This is a genomic window from Streptomyces rapamycinicus NRRL 5491 (genome assembly GCF_024298965.1).
GTDB classification, from domain to species: Bacteria; Actinomycetota; Actinomycetes; order Streptomycetales; family Streptomycetaceae; genus Streptomyces; species Streptomyces rapamycinicus.
This window is the reverse complement of record NZ_CP085193.1, coordinates 4,372,106-4,394,976: the sequence shown is the minus strand read 5'-3', so window position 1 is coordinate 4,394,976 and position 22,871 is coordinate 4,372,106. Positions and strand designations below refer to the sequence as shown.

The window sequence follows — 22,871 nt, the reverse complement described above, 5'->3', positions numbered from 1 at the left end:
TGCTGTGAAGCGTGGGCTCATAGCGGCGACGGGTGTCGCGGCAATGCTGGTATCCGTCGCGGCCTGTGGGTCCGACGGCGATGACGACAAGGCCGGAGCGGACGGATTCAAGGGGCAGACGCTCACCGTCTGGGCGATGGACGGCTCCACGCCGGACGGCTGGACGAAGGATGTCAAGGCCGCTTTCGAGAAGAAGACGGGCGCCAAGCTGAAGCTGGAGATCCAGCAGTGGAACGGCATTCAGCAGAAGGTGACCACCGCGCTCTCGGAGTCCGACCCGCCGGATGTGCTGGAGATCGGCAACACCCAGACCCCGTCCTACGCGCAGACCGGCGGCCTGGCCGAACTCGGTGACCTGAAGAAGTCGATCGGCGCCGACTGGTCGGAGTCGATCAACAAGTCCGCGGTCTACGACGGCAAGCAGTACGCGGCGCCGTGGTACGCGGCCAACCGGGTCGTCCTCTACAACAAGAAGATCTGGGCCGACGCCGGGATCAAGGACACCCCCAAGACCCGTACCGAGTTCTTCCGCGACCTCGACACCATCAAGAAGAAGACCGACGCCGAGCCCATCTATCTCCCGGGCCAGAACTGGTACTTCTTCGACGGGCTGACCATCGGCACCGGCGCCGACCTGGTGAAGAAGGACGGCGACAAGTGGGTCTCCAACCTCGCCGACCCCAAGGTCGGCAAGGCCATGGACATCTACAAGCAGTACCAGTCCTTCAGCAAGGCCCCCAAGGACAAGGACGAGGCCACCCCGCAGCAGGGGGAGGTCTTCGCCAAGGGCAAGACCGGTGCCTTCATCGGCATGGGCTGGGAAGCCGCGATCGCCATCAAGGCCAACCCGAAGATCGAGAAGGACATCGGCTACTTCACCATCCCGGGCGAGACCGCGGGCAAGCCCGAGGGCGTCTTCCTCGGCGGCTCCAACCTCGCGATCGCCGCGGGCAGCGAGAAGCAGGAACTGGCCAAGGAGTTCCTGAAGATCGCGCTCAATGACACCTACGAGGGACAGCTCGCCAAGGAAGGCGGTGTCATCCCCAACAAGGAGTCGCTCCAGACGCAGCTCAAGGGCAACGCCGCCGGGCAGGCGGCCGCCCCGGCCGCCGCGACCGGCGGCACCACCCCGCTGATCCCCGAATGGGCCGCGGTGGAGAACGCCCCGAACCCCGTCAAGAGCTATATGACCGCCGTGCTCACCGGTAAGTCGCCCGCCGAGGCGGCCAAGTCGGTCGAGGACGACATGAACAAGCGTCTCAGCCAGGAGCGTTGAGCCCGATGGCCGTAGCGACCGAACGCAAGGACCCCGGCCCGGCGGCGGCCGGGGTCCGGCGGGGCGGGGCGCCGCCGGGGCCCCGCCGCCCGGCCCCGGGTCCCGCCGGGCGCGCACGGCTGAATGGCGCAGCCCCGTACCTCCTGCTGCTGCCCGCGCTGGCGGCGACCGCGCTGCTGCTGGGCTGGCCGCTGGTCAAGAACGGCCTGCTGTCGTTCCAGAACCTCAATATGCGGCAGCTGATCCAGCATCTCACCGAGTGGAACGGGGTCGACAACTACCGCGAGGCGCTGACCAGCGAGGACTTCTGGCGGGTCACCCTGCGGTCGGTGATCTTCACCGCGGTCAACGTGGTGCTGATCATGCTGCTGGGCACCCTGATCGGACTGCTGCTGGCCCGGCTCGGCAGCAAGATGCGGCTGCTGCTCTCGATCGGACTCGTGCTGACCTGGGCCATGCCGACCGTCGCCGCCACCACCGTCTTCCAGTGGCTCTTCGCCACCCGCTTCGGGGTGGTCAACTGGGTGCTGGACGCGCTCGGCTGGCACTCCATGGCGCACTACAACTGGACCGGCGGCCAGTTCTCCACCTTCTTCGTCATCACCGTGCTGATCGTCTGGGGGTCGATCCCCTTCGTGGCGATCAACCTCTACGCCGCGACCACCACCATCCCCGGCGAGCTCTACGAGGCGGCCGCGCTCGACGGCGCCGGCGGCTGGAAGAGCTTCACCTCGGTGACCTTCCCGTTCCTCAAGCCGTTCCTGCTGGCCACGACGTTCCTCGAAGTCATCTGGGTCTTCAAGGCGTTCACCCAGGTCTTCGCGATCAACGAGGGCGGCCCCGACCGGCTCACCGAGACCCTGCCCGTCTACGCCTTCATCGAGGGCGTCGGCAACCAGCACTACGGCATGGGCGCCGCGATCTCGCTGCTGACCATCGCGGTCCTGCTGGCGCTGACCTCCTACTACCTCCGGATCGTGCTCAGGCAAGAGGAGGACGAGCTGTGAAGCGCTCGCCGCTCGCCCGGCTGTGGCCCAACGCGACCGCAGTCGTGCTCTTTCTCGGCTTCGTGTTCCCCGTCTACTGGATGTTCACCACGGCCCTCAAGCCGACCTCGGACATCATCTCCGAGGACCCGGTGTGGTTCCCGACCGGAGTCACCCTCGAACACTTCCAGAAGGCCGTGGACGCGGATAACTTCTGGACCCTGGTGGGCAACTCCCTCACCGTCACCCTCTCGGCGGTCGGCCTCTCCCTGCTGATCGCGCTGCTCGCGTCGTTCGCCCTCGCCCGGATGCGGTTCCAGGGGCGCCGCGGCTTCCTGCTGACCTTCATGATCGCCCAGATGGCGCCCTGGGAGGTCCTGGTCATCGCCATCTACATGCTGGTACGCGACGGCGACATGCTGAACAGCCTGCTTCCGCTCACCCTGTTCTACATGGTCATGGTGCTGCCCTTCACCATCCTCACGCTCCGCGCCTATGTGGCCGCGATCCCCAAGGAGCTGGAGGAGTCGGCGATGGTCGACGGCTGCACCCGTCCGCAGGCGTTCATCCGGGTGATCTTCCCGCTGCTCGCCCCCGGCCTGATGGCCACCTCGCTCTTCGGCTTCATCACGGCCTGGAACGAATTCCCGCTCGTGCTCATCCTGAACAAGGACCCGGGTGCCCAGACGCTTCCGCTGTGGCTGTCCAGCTTCCAGACCGCCTTCGGCGACGACTGGGGTGCCACCATGGCGGCGGCGTCGCTGTTCGCCATCCCGATCCTGCTTCTCTTCCTGTTTCTGCAACGCAAGGCGGTCGGTGGGCTCACTTCCGGCGCTGTGAAGGGATGATCCCGGTTTATGACGACCCTCGCACACGACTCGGCCACCCTCACCCGTGACGCTCTCACCGTTCTCCAGCCGGGCTTCACCGGCACCTCCGCCCCCGACTGGGTGCTGCGGCGGCTCGGCGAGGGGCTCGCCTCCGTCGGCCTGTTCGGCCGGAACATCGCCACTCCCGAGCAGCTGGGCGCCCTCACCGCCCAGCTGCGCGCCGAGCGCGACGACGTCCTGGTGGCGATCGACGAGGAGGGCGGCGACGTCACCCGGCTGGAGGTGCGCACCGGCTCCTCCTTCCCCGGCAACCTGGCGCTCGGCGCCGTCGACGACCCGGAGCTGACCCGCGCCGTCGCCCGCGAGCTGGGCCGCCGCCTCGCCGAATGCGGCGTCAACCTCAACTGGGCGCCGTCCGCCGACGTCAACTCCAACCCCGGCAACCCCGTCATCGGCGTGCGCTCCTTCGGCGCCGAGCCGGGGCTCGTCGCCCGGCACACCGCCGCGTACATCGAGGGCCTCCAGAGCGCCGGAGTGGCCGCCTGCACCAAGCACTTCCCCGGCCACGGCGACACCGCCGTCGACTCCCACCACGCGCTGCCGCGCATCGACGCCGGTCTCGACACCCTGACCGCCCGCGAGCTGATGCCCTTCCGCGCCGCCGTCGCCGCCGGGACCAAGGCCGTGATGAGCGCGCACATCCTGCTGCCCGCGCTCGACCCCGACCTGCCCGCCACCCTCAGCCCCGCCGCGCTGCACGGCCTGCTGCGCCGGCCCGTCGCCGACGGCGGACTCGGCTTCGACGGGATGATCGTCACCGACGGCATGGAGATGCGGGCCATCGCCGACGCGTACGGCATCGAACGCGGCAGCGTGCTGGCGATCGCCGCAGGCGCCGACGCCATCTGCGTGGGCGGCGGCCTCGCCGACGAGGACACCGTGCTGCGGCTGCGCGACGCGCTGGTCACCGCCGTCATCGAGGGGCGGCTGGCGGAGGAGCGACTGGCCGAGGCGGCGGCGCGGGTGCGCGCCCTGGGGGAGTGGACGCGGCGCTCCGGAGGACCGCGCGCGGCGCACGGCGTCGAGCCCGCCGCGGGGGTGGGGCTCGCCGCCGCGCGCCGGGCGCTCAGGGTCACCCCGGCCGGGACCTCCTACCAGCCGGTGACCGGACCCGTCTACGTGGCCGCCTTCACCCCGGTGGCCAACATCGCCGTCGGCGAGGAGACCCCCTGGGGCGTCGGCGCCGAACTGGCCCGGCTGCGCCCCGGCACCGGGGCCGCCACCTACGGGCGGCAGGACGCCGACACCCTGGGCGTCCACGGCCTGATCGAAAATATGCTCGACACCGCGGGGGACCGTAGGATCGTCGCTGTGGTCCGCGATGTCCACCGCCACCCCTGGATGGCCGACGCGCTGGACGCCCTGCTCACCGCCCGGCCGGAGACGGTCGTCGTGGAGATGGGGGTGCCCCAGGCGCCGCCCGCCGGGGCGCTGCACATCGCGACCCACGGCGCCGCCCGGGTGTGTGGCCGGGCGGCCGCGGAAGTGATCGTCGGCAACGGCGCCGGTGACCACCCCGGGGACTGACTCCTCAGCCCCTCGGCCCAGCCCGGCACACCAGCCACCTGGAGGCACCCAGCATGTCCGCCACGACGACGGCCCAGCGCAGCGACCAGCCGGGCCGGATCATGTCCGGCGAGATGGCCGAGCAGCCCGCCGTGCTGCGCCGCATCCTCGACCAGGGCGCCCCGAGGATCCGTGAGGTCGCGGAGCGGATCGCCGCCCGCAACCCGCGCTTCGTCCTCCTCACCGCCCGGGGCACCTCGGACAACGCGGCGCTGTACGCCAAGTACCTGCTCGAGGTACTGCTCGGCAAGCCGTGCGGGCTGACCTCCATGTCCACCACCACCGCGTACGGCGCCCAGCCGGACCTCACCGACGTCCTGGTGATCACCGTCAGCCAGTCCGGCGGCTCCCCGGACCTGGTGGCCTCCACCGAGGCCGCCCGCGCGGCCGGTGCGATCACCCTCGCGGTGACCAACAACGCCGACTCGCCGCTCGCGGCCGTCTCCGAATTCCACATCGACGTCCTGGCCGGGCCGGAGAAGGCGCTGCCCGCGACCAAGACCTACACCGCGGAACTGCTCGCCCTCTACCTCTTCGTGGAGGGGCTGCGCGGCGGTGACGGCGCGGCCGCCAAGGTGCTGCCCGACCTCGCCCAGCAGATCCTCGACCGCCAGGACGAGGTCCGCCAGCTCGCGGCGCGCTACCGCTTCGCCGAGCGGATGGTCCTCACCTCCCGGGGCTACGGCTACCCGACCGCCAAGGAAGCCGCCCTGAAGCTGATGGAGACCAGCTACATCCCGGCGCTCTCCTACTCCGGCGCCGATCTGCTGCACGGCCCGCTGGCCATGGTCGACAACATCTCGCCGGTGATCGCCATCGTCACCGAGGGCAAGGGCGGCCAGGCGCTGCAGCCGGTCCTGGAGCGGCTGCGCGGCCGGGGTGCGGACCTCGTGGTCATCGGCGGCGCGTCGGAGGTGGAGCGGGCCTCGGCGGGGTTCGCCCTGCCGACGGACGGCGTCGCCGAGGAGGTCCAGCCGATCCTGGAGATCCTGCCGCTGCAGATGCTGGCGTACGAGGTGACGATCGCGCGCGGGCAGGACCCGGACGCGCCGCGGGCGCTGGCGAAGGTGACGGAGACCCGCTGAGGCACACCTGAGGCACACCTGAGGCAGACGGAAAAGGCTCCCGCGGCCTTCGAGAGGCGCGGGAGCCATGTGTGACATCCGCGGCCGCGGATGTGTGACACCCGCGGGCCGCGGCGCCAGGGCAGGACCCTCAACCCGCCCGGCACCGCAGCCCGGAGTTGCGTCGGCCGAGCGGCCGACCTGAGGATTCCCGGGCGGTCAGGGCAGAGCGCTCCGGGTTCCTCGATCCGCCCTCCTGTGCGGGGAGAGCGGAAGATCGCAGTGCTCGATATTCTGGACTAGACCACTGCTGTCTGTCCATGCTTATGCGCGAATAGGCTAATCGACCAGTGAGGGTAGGCTCACAACGTGCCCTCCATGAACGACCTCGTCCGCCAGCACACCGCACTCGACGATTCCGATCTCGAGTGGCTCCACCTGCTGGTCTCGGAGTGGCAGCTGCTCTCCGACCTCTCCTTCGCCGATCTTGTGCTGTGGGTCCCCACCAGCGACGGCACCCGGTATGTCTCCGTGGCCCAGATGCGGCCGAACACCGGGCCCACCTCCTACCAGGACGACATGGTCGGGCATCTCGTCCCCCGCGGCCGCCGCCCCATGCTGGACGCCGCCCTGGACGAGGGCCGGATCGTCCGGGAGGGCGACCCCGAGTGGCGCGAGGAGGTGCCGGTCCGGGTGGAGTCCATCCCGGTCCGGCGGGAGAGCCGGGTCCTCGGCGTGATCGCGCGGAACACCAATCTGCTGACCGTACGGACCCCCAGCCGGCTGGAGCTCACCTACCTCCAGAGCGCGTCCGACCTCGCCCAGATGATCGCCGCTGGATCGTTTCCGTTCCCCAACCAGCAGGTCGACATGGACGCCTCACCGCGCGCCGGCGACGGGCTGATCCGGCTCGACGCGGACGGGGTGGTCCAGTACGCGAGCCCCAACGCGCTCTCCGCCTACCACCGGCTGGGCCTCGCCGCCGACCTCGTCGGCCACCACCTGGGCAAGACCACCGCCGAACTCGCCCCGGTGCGCGGCCCGGTGGACGAGGCGCTGGTCAAACTGGCCAGCGGCTGGGCGCCCCGGGAGTTCGAGGTCGAGGGCGGCGACGGGGTCATCCAGCTGCGGGCCATCCCGCTCAAGCCCAAGGGGCTGCACATCGGCTCGCTGGTGCTGCTGCGGGACGTCACCGAACTGCGCCGCCGCGAGCGCGAGTTGATCACCAAGGACGCCACCATCCGGGAGATCCACCACCGGGTGAAGAACAACCTCCAGACGGTGGCGGCCCTGTTGCGGCTCCAGGCCCGCCGCATGGACTCGGCCCAGGGGCGGGAGGCGCTCAACGAGGCGGTGCGCAGGGTCGGCTCGATCGCCATCGTCCACGAGACCCTCTCGCAGAACCTCGACGAGCGGGTCGAGTTCGACGACATAGCCGACCGGGTGCTCGCGATGGTGGCCGAGATATCGCCCGGCAAGGTGACCGGCCGCCGCACCGGGCGGTTCGGCATCCTGGACGCCGAGGTGGCCACCCCGCTGTCCATGGTCCTCACCGAAGTGCTGCAGAACGCGCTGGAGCACGGCTTCGGACCGGGGGAGCAGGGCACGGTCGAGGTCTCGGCGATGCGCGGGGGCGGCGGTGAGGAGAGCCGGCTTTCGGTGATCGTCCAGGACGACGGGCGCGGACTGCCCGAGGGGTTCGACCCCCAGCGGGCCGGAAACCTGGGGCTTCAGATCGTCCGCACCCTGGTGGAGGGCGAGCTGGGCGGGACGTTCGACATGGTGCCCGCCCCGGAGCGCGGCACCCGGGTGATGCTGGACTTCCCGGTGGGTGCGGAGAAGCACTGATGTGCTGAGCGCATTGTTGTCCGCATCGTTATCGGGGTGGAAATGCGCCCGGAAAGCACTGAGCCCCGGACCCATCCGGTCCGGGGCTCAAAGCTCAATTTGCTGTGCGCATCGGGGGTTCTACGCGCTGCGGCTCGGGGGCCACGGGGTGCCGGGCTTCAGGCGCTGGCGTTGCGTGCCCGGTTGCGAGCGGCACGGCGCTTCATGGCGCGGCGCTCGTCTTCGCTCATTCCACCCCAGACGCCGGAGTCCTGGCCGGACTCAAGCGCCCACTGCAGGCACTGCTCCATGACGGGGCAGCGGCGGCAGACGGCCTTGGCTTCCTCGATCTGCAGCAGCGCAGGACCGGTGTTGCCGATGGGGAAGAACAGCTCGGGGTCTTCCTCGCGGCAAACGGCGTTGTGACGCCAGTCCATGGCTGCTCCATCTCCTCGTATTGCGGGCTCGTTGCTTGTGAATGTGAACGCTTTCACGAATCCCCCCGCAAGCGTAGGGCCGCCGAACCAGTTGGGGCTGGTGCGGTCCTGTGGAATGAGGAGGGGGTTCGGGCTCTCAAGGGGGCCTTTCAGAAGGCCGTCCCGATCGCCAAGAAGAGACTCGCAAACCTCGGCGACGGATACAACCCCTTCCGGAAAGTTTTTTTTGATTCCTTGGTGTCGGCTCGGTCACAGCCGTACTTCCGGTGGGTGGAGTCCAGGGTAAACGTTCGACTGGAAGGACTTTTTGCGGTCTCACTCACACAATCACACGCAGTGCACGGCGTACGCCTGTGAACGTCACGCTCGTACGCAGTCCCAGATGGTCACCGTCCATCTGGAACGGCAGTGGCGCCTGGGATTGCAAGGTGAAGTCCGTCAGATCGTGAAGCGCTACCACATGCTTCCCGCGGGGCCCGCGCTCGGGTGTCGACGTCAGCAACTGGGTCGCGTAACGGGTCATCGCCGGCGCCGACAGCTTGGCGAGTCCCAGCACGTCGAGGGCGGTGTCGAAGGACGCCTGGGGCGCCGCGTAGACCGGGCGATTGCCCAGGAAGGTCCACGGGGAGGTGTTGCAGACTATCGACAGCGCGAGCTCCTCGATCGAGTCCTCGCCCGGCCGGCCGATGGTGATGGTGCCCTGCCGCCGGTGCGGCTCCCCCATGAACTGCCGCACCATCTGCCGTATGTAGAGCGCGTGGGTGGACCGCTTACCGCGCTCGCGTTGCTGTTCGACCCGGCCGATGACGCTCGCGTCGAAGCCCAGCCCGGCGCAGAAGGTGAACCAGCGAGCCGGGACCGATTCGTCCCGGGTGCCCGGAGTGCCGCCCGCGAGCCCGAGGCCCACGGTGCGCTCGGTGCTGTCTCTCAACGCGTCCAGCAGGGCGCCGGTCGCCTCGACGGCGTCATTGGGCAGCCCGAGGGCACGTGCGAAGACATTGGTGGAGCCGCCGGGCACGACCGCGAGCCGGGGCAACTCCTGCGGGGCGGGGCCATGGTGCAGCAGTCCGTTGACGACCTCGTTGACGGTGCCGTCGCCGCCGAACGCCACGACCAGTTCATGCGTGCCGCCGTCGACCGCCCGCCGAGCCAGGTCGCGGGCGTGCCCCCGGTACTCCGTGGTCGCCACGTCCAGCTTCAGATCGCTGGCGAGCGCGTGGAACAGAACATCCCGGGTGCGGGCACTGGTGGTGGTTGCTGCCGGATTGACCACGAGGAGTGCGCGCATGCGCGCCAGCCTACCTATCCGGGACGACCGGCCCCAGGGGGGTAGGGCCCGGGCGCCTCGAGGACGGCTAGGCTGCTGGGGTGAGCAGTAAGAAGTCCGCTACCGCGAAGTCCGCTGCCGCTAAGAAGGCGCAAAAGGCCACGGCGCGGAAGGCGACCGAGCGGAAGGCCGTGGCCAGGCCGGACGCGGGGGCCGCCAAGGCGACCGCCGCCACCAAGCCGACCACCGCCGCCGGTGCCGCCGACGCCGCGCCCACCGGGCCCCGCCCCGCACGGCTGACCGCGGCCGCGGTACTGGCCGCCGCGGAAGGCGTGGTGCTGCTGGGCTTCGGCTTCTACGTACTGATCATGGGGCTGACCGGAGATCCGGAGAGCCCGCAGCAGGCGGAGATGCTCGGGGTCACCGTGCTGGCCCTGGCCCTGCTGCCGCTGCTGGCGGCCCGTGGGCTGTGGCTGCGCCGCCGCTGGAGCCGCGGGCCCGCGATGATCACCCAGCTGATGGCGCTGCCGGTGGCCTGGACGCTGCTGCAGAACGGCGGCGGGCTGATCGCCGCCGGAGTGGCCACCGCCGTCGCGGCCCTCGCCGTCCTGGCGCTGCTGATCAACCCAACGGCAACCGAGGCCCTGGGCATCGGCCCCCGCGACACATAGCCCCTCCCCGCCTCCGGCGACCTGCCCCCTCCCCGCCCCTCCCCGAACCTGGGGCCCACCCCAGCCCCCGAATTCGGGACGCCGCCCCAGCCCCCGCAACCGGGGCTTCGCTCCAGGTCCTGGAGCGGGTTCGACCTCAGACCCCGGGCCGGGGCTTCACCCCTTCCCCCCAGCGTCGGTGTGCGGCTCCGCCGCGTGGTGGGGTTTTGCCCCGGGGACTGGGCCCCGGGGACTGGGCCCCGGGGGCGGAGCTTCTGGTATCGGGAAGGGGCGGGGAGGGGGACAGCCCACCGGAGGCGCCCCATAGCGCTCGCTACTCCTCGACCAGCAGCTTGTCGCGCAGCTGCGCGAGCGTGCGGGCCAGCAGCCGGGAGACATGCATCTGGGAGATGCCGACCTCCTGCGCGATCTGCGACTGCGTCATATTGCCGAAGAAGCGCAGCAGCAGGATCTTCTTCTCGCGCGGTGGCAGATCCTCCAACAGGGGTTTGAGGGACTCGCGGTACTCGACGCCCTCGAGCGCCTCGTCCTCCGCGCCGAGGGTGTCGGCGACCGCCGGGGACTCGTCGTCCGTGTCCGGGACGTCCAGGGACAGGGTGCTGTAGGCATTGGCGGACTCCAGCCCCTCCAGCACCTCCTCCTCGGAGATGGACAGATGCTGGGCCAGCTCATGGACGGTCGGGGCGCGGCCATGGCGCTGGGAGAGCTCCGCGGTGGCCGTGGTCAGGGACAGCCGCAGCTCCTGAAGCCGGCGCGGCACCCGCACCGCCCAGCCCTTGTCACGGAAGTGGCGCTTGATCTCGCCCACGACCGTTGGTGTCGCATAGGTGGAGAACTCCACACCGCGGTCCGGATCGAACCGGTCCACGGACTTGATCAGCCCGATGGTGGCGACCTGGGTGAGGTCGTCCAGCGGCTCGCCGCGGTTGCGGAAGCGCCGGGCCAGGTGCTCCACCAGCGGCAGATGCATACGAACGAGGTTGTTGCGCAGCTCGGCCCGCTCGGTGGAGCCCTCCGGCAGTTGTCGCAGCTCGGCGAACATCGCCCGCGCGCCACTCCGGTCCTGCGGATCGTGCTGCTGATGCACCTGCTCGTGCTGATCCATGTGGTCCGCCCGCTCTGGTCGGTCTCCTGCCGCCTCCGAGTCCGCGGGATGCGGCCGGGCCGGCGGGTGCGGGATGGCCGGGGTACCTACTCCCCGCGATGATGCAGTGCTCACGGAGCCCCCTTGTTCCGTCACGGCTGTCCGGGGCCGGCGCCGCGCTCCTTGTACAGGCTGATGCTGACCGTTCGGTCCTCGGCCACCGTCGAGTCCACCTTGCCCGCCAGTGCGGAGAGCACCGTCCAGGCGAAGGTGTCGCGCTCGGGGGCGCGACCGTCGGTGGTGGGAGCCGAGACGGTCACCTGGAGTGCGTCGTCGATCAAGCGGAAGACGCAGCTCAGCACACTGCCGGACACGGCTTGCTGCAGCAGGATCGCGCATGCCTCATCCACGGCGATACGCAGATCCTCGATTTCGTCGAGGGTGAAGTCCAAGCGGGCTGCGAGGCCGGCGGTGGCCGTCCGCAGCACCGACAGATAGGCACCCGCAGCGGGCAGCCGGACTTCCACGAAGTCCTGGGTCCCGGGCTCGCCTGCGATCTGGGACACCCTCACCTCCAAGGTGACACAAGCTGATTGAGCTGAGCTGATTGGAGCGTCGGCCCCGAACCCTTATGGTGGAGGGTGATACGGGTCGGCGCTGTATGTACTTTGGCTGCGACGCTATCGCGATCTGCGGTTCGGTGTCGCCCGGACGAAGCACGGCCCCCATCGCGGGTGAACCCCGGCCCACAAGGCTGCGATATCACTCATAGTAAGCACATGAGTACGCAGCGTGGCTAGAGGGTTTGCGGTCTCAATTCGAAAGAGATGTCGCCTCACTCAGGAAATCGCTGGTCATGGCGGTGCCCATGGCCTGAGCGGCCAGCGCTCGCAGCGGCTCTCCGGAGAGCCTGCGCACCGTCCATTCGTCCATTGCCTCCGCGCCGATCGCGGCGTAGAAGCCGATCGCGGGCTCGTTCCAGTCGAGCACCGGCCATTCGAAACGGGCATATCCCCGCTCCACGCAGATCCGTGCCAGCTCGGCGAGCAGCGCTTTGCCGTGACCGCCCCCGCGGGCCCGCGGGATGACGTACAGGTCCTCCAGATACACGCCATGGGTGCCTGTCCAGGTGGAGAAGTTACGGAACCACAGGGCGAACCCCACCGGAGCGGTGGGCTCTCCGGCGCCACCGGCCTCCTCGGCGATCAGCGCGAACACCGCGGGATGCGCCCCGAAGAGCGCCTCGCGCAGCTGCTCCTCGGTGGCCTTCGCCTCCTGCGGAGCCCGCTCGTAGTCCGCCAGCTCGCGGATCATCGCATGAATCGCCGGGATGTCGGACGGCTTCGCTGATCGGATCATGTGGTGAAGGCTAGCGGGCCGCACCGACAAACGCGGCAGTCGATCTCCGGCATTGCGCGGAAAACGCCAAGACCAGGGCGTCCGCGGAGCCGGGACCTCACCACGCGTCGGCATCTCACAGCACGATGAGCTGATCCACAAAGCACCAGCGCCAGTCCTCTCCCTCCTCGAAGCTGCGCATCACCGGATGGCCGGTCTCCTCGAAGTGCCGGGTGCTGTGCTGGTACGGCGAGGAGTCGCAGCAGCCCACATGCCCGCACACCAGACACTTCCGCAGCTGGACGGGGTGGCTGCCGACCGCCAGGCATTCGGGACAGGTGTCTGACCGCGGCTCCGGTTCGGGACGCGGCAGTGCGGGAACATGCGGGCACTCGTTCATGATTGCCAGACTAAAACGCCGCGTGAGCGGAGCACATGGACGACCGTCGGGACGGCCGACGGAGACAGGGCCGGACGATGGACGTATTGCCGTTGTTGATGCTGGTCGCGGGCAGCGCGGTGGTCGCGGGCGCGGCGCGCCGGACCCCGGTGCCCGCGCCGCTGCTGCTGGTCGCGGCCGGGCTTGTCGTCTCGTACGTACCCGGGGTGCCGGACTACACGCTGGACCCGCATATCGTGCTGCCCCTGGTGCTGCCGCCGCTGCTGCACAGCGCCGCGCTGGACAGCTCGTACCTCGATCTGCGGGCCAATCTGCGGCCCATCGCGCTGCTCTCCGTCGGGTATGTGCTCTTCGCGACGGTCGCGGTCGGCGTGGTCGCCCATCTGCTGATCCCGCAGCTGCCGCTGACCGCCGCCCTCGTGCTGGGCGCGGTGGTCGCGCCGCCGGACGCGGTGGCCGCCACCGCCATCGCCCGCCGGATCGGGCTGCCCTCCCGGCTCACCACGCTCCTCCAGGGCGAGTCCCTGTTCAACGACGCGACCGCGATCACCGCCTACCGGGTGGCGGTGGCCGCGGCGGTGGGGGAGGGCGTCAGCTGGGCCGAGGGTCTGCGGGAGTTCGCCTTCGCGGCCATCGGCGGCGTCGTGGTCGGTCTGATCCTGATGGTGCCGCTGCACTGGCTGCGCACCCGGCTGCGGGACCCTCTGCTGCAGAACACCCTCTCGCTGCTGATCCCCTTCGTCGCCTACGCCGTCGCCGAGCAGTTCGAGGCGTCGGGTGTGCTGGCCGTCGTGGTGGTCGGGCTCTACCTCGGACACCACTCCTGGCAGGTCGACTTCGCCACCCGGCTCCAGGAGGCGGCGGTCTGGCGCATGATCGACTTCGTTCTGGAGTCGGCGGTGTTCGCGCTGATCGGGCTGCAACTGCGGGTCGTGGTGGGCGGCCTGGGGGAGTACGGGGCGGACGAGGCCGCCTGGTACGCGGCCGTCGTCTTCCTGGCCGTGGTGGCCGCCCGCTACGTCTGGGTCTTCCCGTCGACCTTCGTGCCGCGCATGCTCTTCCCCGGGATCCGCGAGCGCGAGCCCGGCACCAACTGGACCGCGCCGGTCATCGTCGGCTGGGCCGGGATGCGCGGCGTGGTCTCGCTGGCCATCGCGTTCTCGATCCCGGAGACCGTGCACGGCGGTGCCCCCTTCCCGGCCCGCAACCTGATCCTCTTCCTCACCTTCACCACCGTCATCGGCACCCTGGTGATCCATGGGCTCACCCTGCCGTCCCTGATCCGGCTGCTCGGGCTGCCCGGCCGTGACCCCCACGCCGAGACCCTCGCCGAGGCCCAGGCGCAGAACACCGCGTCGCTGGCCGCCGAGCGCCGACTGGGGGAACTGCTCGCCGATGAGCGCAACGCCCTGCCGTCGCCGCTCGCCGACCGGCTGCGCACCGTGCTGGAACAGCGCCGCAACGCCGTATGGGAGCGGCTGGGCGCGGTCAACGAGGTGACCGGCGAATCGGCGGACGACACCTATCGGCGGCTGGCCCGGGAGATGATCGAGGCCGAGCGGGCGGTGTTCGTGGATCTGCGGGACGCCCGGCGGATCGACGAGGAGATGCTGCGGTCGCTGCTGCGGCGGCTGGACCTGGAGGAGGCGGCGCTCTACCGGGAGGGGGCCACGGAGGACGGAGCCTGAGCCCCGTGCCCCTCCGCGGCCGCCCCTACGCGCCGCGCGCTTCCCCGAGGGCGCTCTGTGACGTCCCTGAGCGCCCTACTTGAGCTGTTCGCGGATCCGGTCGCGCATCGAGGCCATGGTGAAGCCACGCGGATCCACCTTGCCCGGCTGCCATTCGAGGTGGCCGATCACCGAGCGCTCGGTCCAGCCGTGATGGCGGCACACGGCCGCCGCGGCCCGCGCGATCGCGTCCAGCTGGGCCTCGGGCCACGGGTCCTCGCCGTCGCCCAGGTTCTCGCATTCGAAGCCGTAGAAGGCGCGGTTCCCGTCGGTGTTCGCCTCGTTGTCCGACGGAAGCGCCTTCTCGGCGATCACCGCCCGCAGGACGTCGTCGTCGCCAAGACCGGCGTGGTTGGCGCGGCCGTAGCCGACCAGATGGACGCCTCCGTCCTTGGCGATCACCCCGTGGCACAGCGGGCCGGGCAGCCCCTCGAAGCCGTCCCGGCAGATCTCCACGGTCTCCTCGGTGCCTGAGGTGACGGTGTGGTGGATCATCACCCCGTGCACCGGGCCCCACGGCCCCTTGTGGTTCCGGTTGTGGTGCCGCCAGTCGCCGACCTGCGTCACCTGTAAGCCCTCGTTCGTCAGCGCCGCCAGGAAGTCCCCCGTGGACATGGGTGAGGCCATGCCCCGCCTCCGTTCTGGTCCTGAGGCGGGCCCCGGTCGCGGTCCGCCTCGTTCACCCGCTTGCTTACCCGCCGCACACCCATAAACACATGGGGTGATGAATGATGGGGGGCGCGTTATCGTGCGGACCGGTTCATCCGTACGACCTCGCAACAGGAGACGCACCGCACCATGGACTACCAGGCAGTGCTGGAGGAGGTCGCGGCCCATGTGCGGCCGCGGATCGGCCGGGGCCGGGTGGCCCAGTACATCCCGGCGCTCGCCTCGGTGGACGCGGACCGCTTCGGGATCGCCCTCGCCGACGTCGACGGCCGGGTCACCGGGGTCGGCGACTGGGAACGGCCCTTCTCGATGCAGTCCATCTCCAAGGCGTTCAGCCTCGCGCTCGTCCTCGCCGACGACGGCGAGAAGCTGTGGCGGCGGGTCGGCCGGGAGCCCTCGGGCAACCCCTTCAACTCCCTGGTGCAGCTGGAGTACGAGCACGGCATCCCGCGCAATCCGTTCATCAACGCCGGGGCGCTCGTCGTCACCGACCGGCTGCACACCCTCACCGGCGACGCCAGCACCACCATGCTGGACTTCCTGCGCGCCGAGAGCGGCAACCCGGACCTCGCCTTCGACCAGGAGGTCGCCGTCTCCGAGACCGCCCACGGCGACCGCAATGCCGCCCTCGCCCACTTCATGGCCGGATACGGCAACCTCGACAACCCCGTGCCGACCGTCCTGGAGCACTACTTCTGGCAGTGCTCGATCGAGATGAGCTGCCGCGACCTCGCCCTGGCGGGCGGCTTCCTCGCCCGCCACGGGCTGCGCGCGGACGGCTCCCGGCTGCTGTCGCGCAGCGAGGCCAAGCGGGTCAACGCGGTCATGCTCACCTGCGGTACGTACGACGCGGCGGGCGACTTCGCCTACCGGGTCGGGCTGCCCGGCAAGAGCGGGGTCGGCGGTGGGATCGTCGCGGTGGTGCCCGGGCGCTGCACGCTGTGCGTCTGGAGTCCCGGGCTCGACGACCGCGGCAACTCGGTGGCCGGGGTGGCGGCCCTGGACCACTTCACCACGCTGACCGGCTGGTCCGTCTTCTAGGGAGCGCCCGGCGGTACGCGTACGCCCGCGGCGGGCTGTTCCCCGCCCCGCCCCTTCCCGACACCTGACGATATGCCGCTCCGCCGCGTGCGGGGCTCTGCCCCAGGCCCCGGTGTCCAGGGGTGGGGTCACCGGCCGTGGGCCGGGTGGTGCTGGTGGGTCGTGACGCCTGCGGCGGGATGGGTATCGGTATGCGGTTCCGGCGCGTGGTGGGGCTTCGCCTCAGACCCCTCGGTGTCCGGGGGGTGGGGTCACCGGCTGCGGGCCGGGCGGTGTCCGGTGGGGCGTGGTGTCTGTGGCGGGGTGGGGCTTCGCCTCGTGATCCCGGGGTCCAGGGGCGGAGCCCCGGGTAGTGGGAAGGGGCGGGGAGGGGAAAGCGTCGGTGGCCGCCGGTCAGCCCGTAGCGTGGGCGCATGGCTCCGGCGTGGCGCGGGAGCGCGGACGGCGCGCCGGTGGAGGTGGCGCGACGCCTTGTGTGGCGGTGTGGAGGTGGCGCGAGGCCTGGTGCGGCGGTGGAGGTGGCGCGAGGCTCGGCGTGGCGGGAGCATGGAGGGTAGTGGTGGTGTGAGCAGGAGGTGTACCGCCATGCAGCACGAGATGCGCGCCGAATACGAGGAGGGCAGCTCCGGGCGGGTCGCGGGCGCGCCGGTCAAGATCTGGCACATGGTCCGCGGGAACGGAACGACCGCGATGTGCGGGCGGGAGCTGGACCCGGACGCCGAGACCCAGGCCGCCGACCTGTGGGCCACGGGTGACGCGGGGCCCTTCTGCCACTCCTGCGGCGCGATGTATCTGCGCGAGGTCCCTTGAGCGCCTCTGGCGAGTACCGGGAGCGGAGGGCGCTGATCGGCCACGGCGCCGTGGTGTGGACCCGTACGGCCGGCACCGGGCCGCAGCGGGTGCTCCCCGACGGCTGCACGGATCTGATCTGGAGCGAGGCGGGGCCGGGGCCGGACGGCGAGCTGCTGGTCGCCGGGCCGGACACCCGTGCGCACCTGGCTCCCGGCGCGCCGGGCACCCGGGCCGTGGGGCTGCGGTTCGCGCCCGGCACGGGCCCCGCCGTACTGGGCGTACCGGCGCATGAACTCCGTGATCTACGGGTGCCCTTGGCCGCGCTCTGGCCGGGCGCGGAGGTCCGTCGGCTGGCCGAGCGGATCGCCACCGGGCAGACGGCCGCGGGCCGCCTGCTGGAGGAGGCGGCCTCCGGACGGCTGCGAACGGCGGAATCGCCCGATCCGGTGCTCGCCGCGATCGTCGCGGGGGTCTCGGACGGGACGGCGGTGGCCGGGATCGCCGCCGCCGTGGGCCTGGGGGAGCGGCAGCTGCACCGCCGCTCCCTCGCCGCGTTCGGCTACGGCCCCAAGACGCTGGGCCGGGTGCTCCGGCTGAACCGGGCCCTGGACCTGGCGCGCACCGGCCTCCCCTTCGCGGAGGTCGCGGCCACGGCGGGCTATGCCGACCAGGCGCATCTCGCCCGCGACGTCAGGGCGCTGGCGGGGGTGCCCCTGGGACTGCTGCTGCGGGGGTCAGGAGGGGGGTAGCGGGGCGAAGAGGTCGATGCCGTTGCCGTCGGGGTCGAGGACCGTGGCGTAGCGCTGGCCCCAGGGCGCGTCCCACGGCTCCAGCTTGCCGCGCACCCCCGCCTCCACGAGGTCCTGGTAGGTCTTGTCCACGTCGGCCGGGCTGTCGCAGGCGAAGGCGAGCCCCACCTGGTGGGAGCCGCTCGGCGGGGTCCACTCCGGTTCGAAGGAGCGCACCGTCGCGACGGTGTCCCACATCAGCCGCGCGCCGCCGGGCAGGGCGGCCTCGACATGGGGCTGGGTGCCGGCGTCGGCGGGGATGTCGAGGCCGAGGCGGCGGTAGAAGGCGAGGGAGGCGGCCATGTCGGCGACGACCAGGCCGATGGCGTCGAATCGTGCTGTCATACGGGCAGCGTAGGGAGCGCCCGGGCGGCCGGTCTTGAACGAATCGGACGTCCCTGCCGGGGGCGGGGCGCCCTCACGGGCAGTGGATGACCTGGCCCGCGTACGACAGGTTGCCGCCGAAGCCGAAGAGCAGCACCGGGGCGCCGGAGGGCACCTCGCCGCGTTCGACCAGCTTGGAGAGGGCGAGCGGAATGCTGGCCGCCGAGGTGTTGCCGGACTCCACCACATCGCGGGCGATCACCGCGTTGACCGCGCCCAGCTTGCGCGCGACCGGTTCGATGATCCGCAGATTGGCCTGGTGCAGTACGACACCGGCCAGGTCCTCCGGGGCGAGCCCGGCCCGTTCGCACACCTGCCGCGCGATCGGCGGCAGATGGGTGGTGGCCCAGCGGTAGACGGTCTGGCCCTCCTGCGCGAACCGGGGCGGTGTGCCCTCGATACGGACCGCGCCGCCCATCTCCGGGACCGAGCCCCACACCACGGGGCCGACGCCCGGCCGCTCGGCGGCCACCACCACGGCCGCGCCCGCGCCGTCGCCGGTCAGTACGCAGGTGGAGCGGTCGGTCCAGTCGGTGGCCGCGCTGAACTTCTCCGCGCCGATCACCAGGGCCGCGCCGGCCGCCCCGGCCCGGATGGTGTGGTCGGCGGTGGCGAGGGCGTGGGTGAAGCCCGCGCACACCACGTTGAGGTCCATGGTGGCGGGGTGGGCCAGCCCGAGCCGGGCGGCGACCCGGGCCGCCATATTGGGGCTGCGGTCGATCGCCGTACAGGTGGCGACGAGTACGAGGTCGATGTCGGAGGTGGCTAGCCCGCTGTTGGCCAGCGCCTTGGCTGCGGCCGCCGCGGCCATCTCGTCGACCGTCTCGTCGGCGCGGGCGAGATGGCGGGTGCGGATGCCCACCCGGCTGCGGATCCACTCGTCGCTGGTGTCGACCATGGCCGCGAGGTCGTCGTTGCCGAGCACCTTCGCGGGCTGGTAGTGGCCGAGCGCCAGTACGTGCGAGCCGGTCATCGGTCATCCCCTTAGCGCCAGTGTCGACGTATCCGCGCAATTTTGCGGAGATCTCGACGGACAGTCTGCGGTGTGTCCAGTCTTGAGCGGAGCGGACGTGCCGTGCGCTCGGGTTACTCACCAATCTTGAGCGCCAAGATCTGGAGTTCCCGGCCTTTCCCCGGCGGGTGCCGGGGGTCGTGGCGGAAGGGGATGACCTCTGACCGTGGCTCAGGAGGGCCGACTCTGGGCAGCCGAATCACGGCAGTCGGCTCAGGGCAGTCGGCTCAGGAGAGCTGGCCGTCGTAGTCCGGGAGCTTGAAGGACTTCTCGGCGTGGCCACCGGTGATGTCGGTGGGGCTGTTGCCGATGTTGGCGATGATCGTGTAGCCGTTCTTCTCGATCTCCGCCCGCTTGGCGGTCTTGTAGTCCGCCACGTCCTGGAAGAGATCCGGCAGATGACGTACGTACAGACCGGCCACCGAGTAGCCGACCTTCTCCAGGTTGTACTCGGTCGGCAGGTAGATGATGCCGGGGCGCGCGGTGACGAAGAAGATGGCCACACCGCGGTGGTGGGCGTACTGGGCGAGCTTCAGTACCGGCGCGACGGCGGGCTGCGGGTAGCTGAAGCCGAAGTCCGTCTCCAGCGAGGTGTTGTCGATGTCCAGGACGATGGCCCGCTTCTCGCCGGAGGGGTCGGCGGTGCGCTCCTCGATGTACGGGCGGGCCTGCTCGTCGATGATGGCGCGAACATCACGCTGCCAGGTCTCGTAGTCGACCTCCTCGGCGGCGGTGGTGCTCGACGGCGCCCCCGCGGCCGCCGCGGTCGCCGTGGTGGCCGTTCCGCCGACGCCGAGGGCGAGGGTGACGACCACCGTCGTCATGCCGAGCCGCCGTGATCGCGCGCGTCCTGCTGTCATCGGTCACTTCCTTCGCGTCGAGGCGATTACCGGATGGCATGTTCACGGCTGACAGTGGACATGAGAAGACCTCTGCTTTACCGGTGAGTAACGGTTCGCGGCCGAGGGGCCTTAATAGGCCAACGACACGTGCCGGGCCGTTCGTTGACTGGTCAGCCGGTAGATGGGTATGTCATCTACTGAAGGGCCGGCCTGGACCCCGGCGATGACCGGCGTGGCTGCGGGCTCCGGTGTCGCGCGCCTCCACCAGGTCAAGGAGGCTTGCATGTTCGATGATCGGCCCGCCTTCGGCGTCCGAGTCCACGCGTTCGGCGGCGTCACCGTCGCCGAGGTCGCGGGAGAGCTGGACATCTTCGCCGCGGGGCGGATCGTGGCTCGGCTCGATTCCCTCGTTCAGGTGCGGTGCCCGGATCTGATCCTGGACCTACGACCGGTCACGTTCCTGGACTGTGCCGGATTGTCGTTACTGTGCCGGTTGCGCAATCGCGTGCTGGAGCGGGACGGGCGGCTGCGGCTCGTCATCGGCGATCCGCGCTTTCTGCGGCTGCTTCGCATGGTCCGGCTGGACGACGCCTTCGAGGTACTGGAAGATCTGACTCCGGCGATCGCGGGCGCGGCGGGACCGGTGGCCGGAGGGGGTGGTGACGCCCTCGCGTAGGCCGTATCTGACCAAGTGTCAATAGTAAGAACCGAAATTCACTCGGACGAGCGGACTTTACCGGCGGAATGCTGCGTCCCTCCCTCTGTAACCGGGGGTCACCCCCTTACGCTCGCGAGACGTCGCCTGAGGACCCGGCGGATTTCGCACCCGATGCCCGACCCTGCCCGCTTCCGGGACCTGACGAAGGTGAGAGGGGGCAGTGTGCCGTTCCGAGGGGATATCGCGATGACGCAGCAAGGCGCTCCCCGTGATGCGCCGGTGCCGATGGATCGCGGTGCCCAGAACGCCGCGCGGGAGCCCGCGAGCGAGGATCCGGCCGATGACGTCGTTCCTCGGGTCCGTACGCACCGGGTCGGCGGGTACACCGTCGTGGAGCTCCACGGTGAGATCGACATCGCCGGGGTGGGAAGCGTGGGACCGGCGCTGGACGCGGCCACGGCCGGGGACCGGCCCGCGGTGATCGTGGACTTACGTCCGACCGCCTTCTTCGACTGTTCGGGCCTGGGACTGCTGTGCCGGGCTCATCGGCGCGTGCGGGAGCGGGGCGGGCGGATACGGCTGGTCTGCGACGACGCCTTGATCCTCCGCACGCTGCGGGCGGGGCGGATGCTGGAAGTGCTCGAGCCGGTGGCCACGCTGGACGAGGCGCTGCGTGCGGACGAGGGCTAGAGCGCGGCGGGTCTTGACGCCCGCGGCGGGCCCTCCGAGTCGGGCGCCCGGCAGGGCGCGCTAGGGCCGGGGGTCCTGGGGCGGGGGAGGTGTCACCCGATGGCCCCGGTGCTGCCGCCCGCGGCCCCAGGCGCGATGGCGGGGCCGCCCGCCGCCCGGGAGGGTCTCGTGGCTCTCGGGGGACATGCGGTTGCCGTTCTGGACATTGGTCCGGTGGATCAGCAGGGCGCCCACGGCGATCAGCGCGAGGATGACGACCACGGTGATCAGGGTCTCCATGGTGCTCACTCCCTGGGGCCGGGGCCCAGCAGGAGGGAATCCGGCCGGTTTGTGCGAAATGCTCCTGGTGCCTATACGGTACCTCCGGCCGGAGGCGGCGTCGCTTCCCGTGTGGGGCGGCCCGGAGTCCGTATGCGCGGCCCCGCGTCCGTATGCGCGGCACCGTGTCCACGACGAGGCACCGCGTCCGCGACGGGGTGCCTCGTCCGCACACGCCGAGCGCCCGCACCCGGCGTCGGGAACCGGGTGCGGGCGGTCAGGCCCTGATCCAGCGGATCAGTGGGTTCGGCGGGCTCAGTGCTCAGTGGCTCTTGGCCAGCTGCTTCTCGAGCTTGGCCAGGCCATTGGCCCAGAGCTGGTTGACGCGGCTGATCTCGGCCGCGTTCGGCTGCGAGTTGGTGCAGGAGGTGCCGGGGCCGCCACCGGACATCAGCTCGCTGCACGGGCCCTCGTAGTGGTCCGGCAGACCCAGCACATGGCCGGTCTCGTGCGCGGTGACCCGGGTCGAGTCGTACTCCTGGTTCTGGGCGTAGTCCAGGAAGACATAGCCGCTGCCGTGTCCGTCGGTGCTCGCGTACGAGCCCCGGGGGTCATTGCCCTCGCGGTAGGTGAAGTCCGCGCTGCTGCCCTCCTGGAGCTTCACGTTGCTCACCGCGGAGTTCCAGATCTGGGCGGAGCGGGATATCACCGACTTGAAGGTCGGGGCCTGGCTCGCGTTGTAGGTCACGGTGACGGCCGCCGTCGCGCTGTGCGACTTCGCCTTCTTCTCCAGCGCCGACTTCATGACGGCCTTGATGAAGGCGTCGGTGTCGGCCCGCTCCTCGCCGCTCGCCGTGTAGGCGGCGGCCGCGGCACCGCGCTGGGCCGTGGAGTGGTCGGGCGTGGCCGCGGACGCGGGCATGGCGGACAGGGACACCGCCAGGCCGAGGCCGATCGTCGCGGACAGCGCCAGCTTGGGGAGTGACATGTGGGGGGCTCCTCATCGTCCTCGGGCCCCGGTCGCCGTGTGGGGTGGCGGCCGGGGCCGTGGGATGAACTCTTGGCTGACGCAGAGTCTTGAGGAGAACCGGCCCTACGCGGAGATATCAACTGGTGATAGGACGAGGGCATATCCTCCGCCGGGCGTTCAGGACCCGGTCGATAACCGGAGTTTGACACCCCGTTGACCCGTGTTTGACCACCG

General features: G+C 70.6%; 25 protein-coding genes. 13 read left to right on the top strand and 12 right to left on the bottom strand.

Going from position 1 to position 22,871, the window contains the following annotated elements; translation table 11 throughout:
* Positions 1 to 4 precede the first annotated feature (4 nt).
* The 6 genes from LIV37_RS17900 to LIV37_RS17875 all read left to right on the top strand — a co-directional run bounded on the left by LIV37_RS17900 (position 5) and on the right by LIV37_RS17875 (position 7,630).
* Entirely contained in the window at positions 5 to 1,276 is a 1,272-nt protein-coding gene (locus LIV37_RS17900; protein ID WP_121824811.1) for an extracellular solute-binding protein, read from the top strand.
* A 5-nt stretch (positions 1,277 to 1,281) separates the two neighbouring features.
* Positions 1,282 to 2,283, top strand: coding sequence for a carbohydrate ABC transporter permease (locus tag LIV37_RS17895; RefSeq protein WP_121824812.1), 1,002 nt, complete (start codon positions 1,282 to 1,284; stop codon positions 2,281 to 2,283).
* Entirely contained in the window at positions 2,280 to 3,110 is an 831-nt protein-coding gene (locus LIV37_RS17890) for a carbohydrate ABC transporter permease (protein WP_020868524.1), read from the top strand. The genes LIV37_RS17895 and LIV37_RS17890 overlap by 4 nt, the downstream gene beginning before the upstream one ends.
* A gap of 9 nt (positions 3,111 to 3,119) precedes the next feature.
* On the top strand, positions 3,120 to 4,679 hold the full coding sequence (locus LIV37_RS17885) for a glycoside hydrolase family 3 protein (RefSeq protein WP_020868523.1): 1,560 nt from the start codon (positions 3,120 to 3,122) through the stop codon (positions 4,677 to 4,679).
* 53 nt (positions 4,680 to 4,732) lie between these two features.
* The gene (locus LIV37_RS17880; RefSeq protein ID WP_020868522.1) at positions 4,733 to 5,803 is read left to right on the top strand and encodes an SIS domain-containing protein; all 1,071 of its coding nucleotides are present in this window, start codon (positions 4,733 to 4,735) and stop codon (positions 5,801 to 5,803) included.
* Positions 5,804 to 6,160: 357 nt separating this feature from the next.
* Positions 6,161 to 7,630 (top strand): sensor histidine kinase, encoded by a 1,470-nt coding sequence (locus tag LIV37_RS17875; protein ID WP_020868521.1) that lies wholly within the window; start codon positions 6,161 to 6,163, stop codon positions 7,628 to 7,630.
* A gap of 158 nt (positions 7,631 to 7,788) precedes the next feature.
* On the opposite strand, the gene LIV37_RS17870 is transcribed toward LIV37_RS17875, so the two are convergent.
* Positions 7,789 to 8,046, bottom strand: coding sequence for a WhiB family transcriptional regulator (locus LIV37_RS17870; RefSeq protein WP_014054815.1), 258 nt, complete (start codon positions 8,044 to 8,046; stop codon positions 7,789 to 7,791).
* 319 nt (positions 8,047 to 8,365) lie between these two features.
* The gene (locus tag LIV37_RS17865) at positions 8,366 to 9,334 is read right to left on the bottom strand and encodes a diacylglycerol/lipid kinase family protein (protein ID WP_020868520.1); all 969 of its coding nucleotides are present in this window, start codon (positions 9,332 to 9,334) and stop codon (positions 8,366 to 8,368) included.
* Positions 9,335 to 9,414: 80 nt separating this feature from the next.
* Between LIV37_RS17865 and LIV37_RS17860 the strand changes: the two genes are divergently transcribed.
* Positions 9,415 to 9,984: a hypothetical protein gene (locus LIV37_RS17860; RefSeq protein WP_373920626.1), complete on the top strand. Its 570-nt coding sequence runs from the start codon at positions 9,415 to 9,417 to the stop codon at positions 9,982 to 9,984.
* A 313-nt stretch (positions 9,985 to 10,297) separates the two neighbouring features.
* Here the strand turns inward: LIV37_RS17860 and LIV37_RS17855 are convergent, their stop codons facing one another.
* From LIV37_RS17855 to LIV37_RS17840, 4 genes are all read right to left on the bottom strand, one after another.
* Positions 10,298 to 11,203 carry an RNA polymerase sigma factor SigF gene (locus LIV37_RS17855; protein WP_121824813.1) on the bottom strand — a complete coding sequence of 302 codons (906 nt, stop codon included), beginning with the start codon at positions 11,201 to 11,203 and terminating at the stop codon, positions 10,298 to 10,300.
* A gap of 17 nt (positions 11,204 to 11,220) precedes the next feature.
* Entirely contained in the window at positions 11,221 to 11,634 is a 414-nt protein-coding gene (locus LIV37_RS17850) for an ATP-binding protein (RefSeq protein WP_014054819.1), read from the bottom strand.
* Positions 11,635 to 11,881: 247 nt separating this feature from the next.
* Positions 11,882 to 12,427 (bottom strand): GNAT family N-acetyltransferase, encoded by a 546-nt coding sequence (locus LIV37_RS17845; protein ID WP_121824814.1) that lies wholly within the window; start codon positions 12,425 to 12,427, stop codon positions 11,882 to 11,884.
* 115 nt (positions 12,428 to 12,542) lie between these two features.
* A complete protein-coding gene (locus tag LIV37_RS17840; RefSeq protein WP_044570117.1) occupies positions 12,543 to 12,806 on the bottom strand; it encodes a UBP-type zinc finger domain-containing protein in 264 nt (87 codons plus the stop codon).
* A gap of 77 nt (positions 12,807 to 12,883) precedes the next feature.
* Here LIV37_RS17840 and LIV37_RS17835 point away from each other — a divergent pair, with 77 nt between their 5' ends.
* Positions 12,884 to 14,494, top strand: a complete 1,611-nt coding sequence (locus LIV37_RS17835; protein WP_121824815.1) for a Na+/H+ antiporter — start codon at positions 12,884 to 12,886, stop codon at positions 14,492 to 14,494.
* Between the two features lie 75 nt (positions 14,495 to 14,569).
* Here LIV37_RS17835 and LIV37_RS17830 read toward each other — a convergent pair whose 3' ends face one another.
* Entirely contained in the window at positions 14,570 to 15,160 is a 591-nt protein-coding gene (locus LIV37_RS17830; RefSeq protein WP_020868514.1) for an N-acetylmuramoyl-L-alanine amidase, read from the bottom strand.
* Between the two features lie 171 nt (positions 15,161 to 15,331).
* On the opposite strand from LIV37_RS17830, the gene LIV37_RS17825 reads away from it, so the two are divergent.
* From LIV37_RS17825 to LIV37_RS17815, 3 genes are all read left to right on the top strand, one after another.
* On the top strand, positions 15,332 to 16,243 hold the full coding sequence (locus LIV37_RS17825; protein WP_020868513.1) for a glutaminase: 912 nt from the start codon (positions 15,332 to 15,334) through the stop codon (positions 16,241 to 16,243).
* A gap of 585 nt (positions 16,244 to 16,828) precedes the next feature.
* Positions 16,829 to 17,053 (top strand): hypothetical protein, encoded by a 225-nt coding sequence (locus LIV37_RS17820; RefSeq protein ID WP_020868512.1) that lies wholly within the window; start codon positions 16,829 to 16,831, stop codon positions 17,051 to 17,053.
* Positions 17,050 to 17,784, top strand: a complete 735-nt coding sequence (locus LIV37_RS17815; protein ID WP_020868511.1) for a helix-turn-helix domain-containing protein — start codon at positions 17,050 to 17,052, stop codon at positions 17,782 to 17,784. The genes LIV37_RS17820 and LIV37_RS17815 overlap by 4 nt, the downstream gene beginning before the upstream one ends.
* Here the strand turns inward: LIV37_RS17815 and LIV37_RS17810 are convergent.
* From LIV37_RS17810 to LIV37_RS17800, 3 genes are all read right to left on the bottom strand, one after another.
* Positions 17,770 to 18,168: a VOC family protein gene (locus LIV37_RS17810; protein ID WP_020868510.1), complete on the bottom strand. Its 399-nt coding sequence runs from the start codon at positions 18,166 to 18,168 to the stop codon at positions 17,770 to 17,772. The genes LIV37_RS17815 and LIV37_RS17810 overlap by 15 nt on opposite strands.
* 73 nt (positions 18,169 to 18,241) lie before the next feature.
* Entirely contained in the window at positions 18,242 to 19,180 is a 939-nt protein-coding gene (locus LIV37_RS17805; RefSeq protein ID WP_020868509.1) for a beta-ketoacyl-ACP synthase III, read from the bottom strand.
* Between the two features lie 266 nt (positions 19,181 to 19,446).
* The gene (locus LIV37_RS17800; protein ID WP_121824816.1) at positions 19,447 to 20,079 is read right to left on the bottom strand and encodes an HAD family acid phosphatase; all 633 of its coding nucleotides are present in this window, start codon (positions 20,077 to 20,079) and stop codon (positions 19,447 to 19,449) included.
* A 265-nt stretch (positions 20,080 to 20,344) separates the two neighbouring features.
* Here LIV37_RS17800 and LIV37_RS17795 point away from each other — a divergent pair, with 265 nt between their 5' ends.
* Together LIV37_RS17795 and LIV37_RS17790 are read left to right on the top strand one after the other, a co-directional pair.
* Positions 20,345 to 20,737: an STAS domain-containing protein gene (locus LIV37_RS17795; protein ID WP_020868507.1), complete on the top strand. Its 393-nt coding sequence runs from the start codon at positions 20,345 to 20,347 to the stop codon at positions 20,735 to 20,737.
* Positions 20,738 to 20,965: 228 nt separating this feature from the next.
* Positions 20,966 to 21,409: an STAS domain-containing protein gene (locus LIV37_RS17790; protein WP_121824817.1), complete on the top strand. Its 444-nt coding sequence runs from the start codon at positions 20,966 to 20,968 to the stop codon at positions 21,407 to 21,409.
* 60 nt (positions 21,410 to 21,469) lie between these two features.
* Here LIV37_RS17790 and LIV37_RS17785 read toward each other — a convergent pair whose 3' ends face one another.
* Both LIV37_RS17785 and snpA read right to left on the bottom strand, forming a co-directional pair.
* Complete coding sequence (locus tag LIV37_RS17785; RefSeq protein ID WP_020868505.1) at positions 21,470 to 21,688, bottom strand: hypothetical protein; 219 nt, start codon at positions 21,686 to 21,688, stop codon at positions 21,470 to 21,472.
* Positions 21,689 to 21,989: 301 nt separating this feature from the next.
* Positions 21,990 to 22,655: a snapalysin gene (snpA, locus tag LIV37_RS17780; RefSeq protein WP_020868504.1), complete on the bottom strand. Its 666-nt coding sequence runs from the start codon at positions 22,653 to 22,655 to the stop codon at positions 21,990 to 21,992.
* Positions 22,656 to 22,871: the final 216 nt, after the last annotated feature.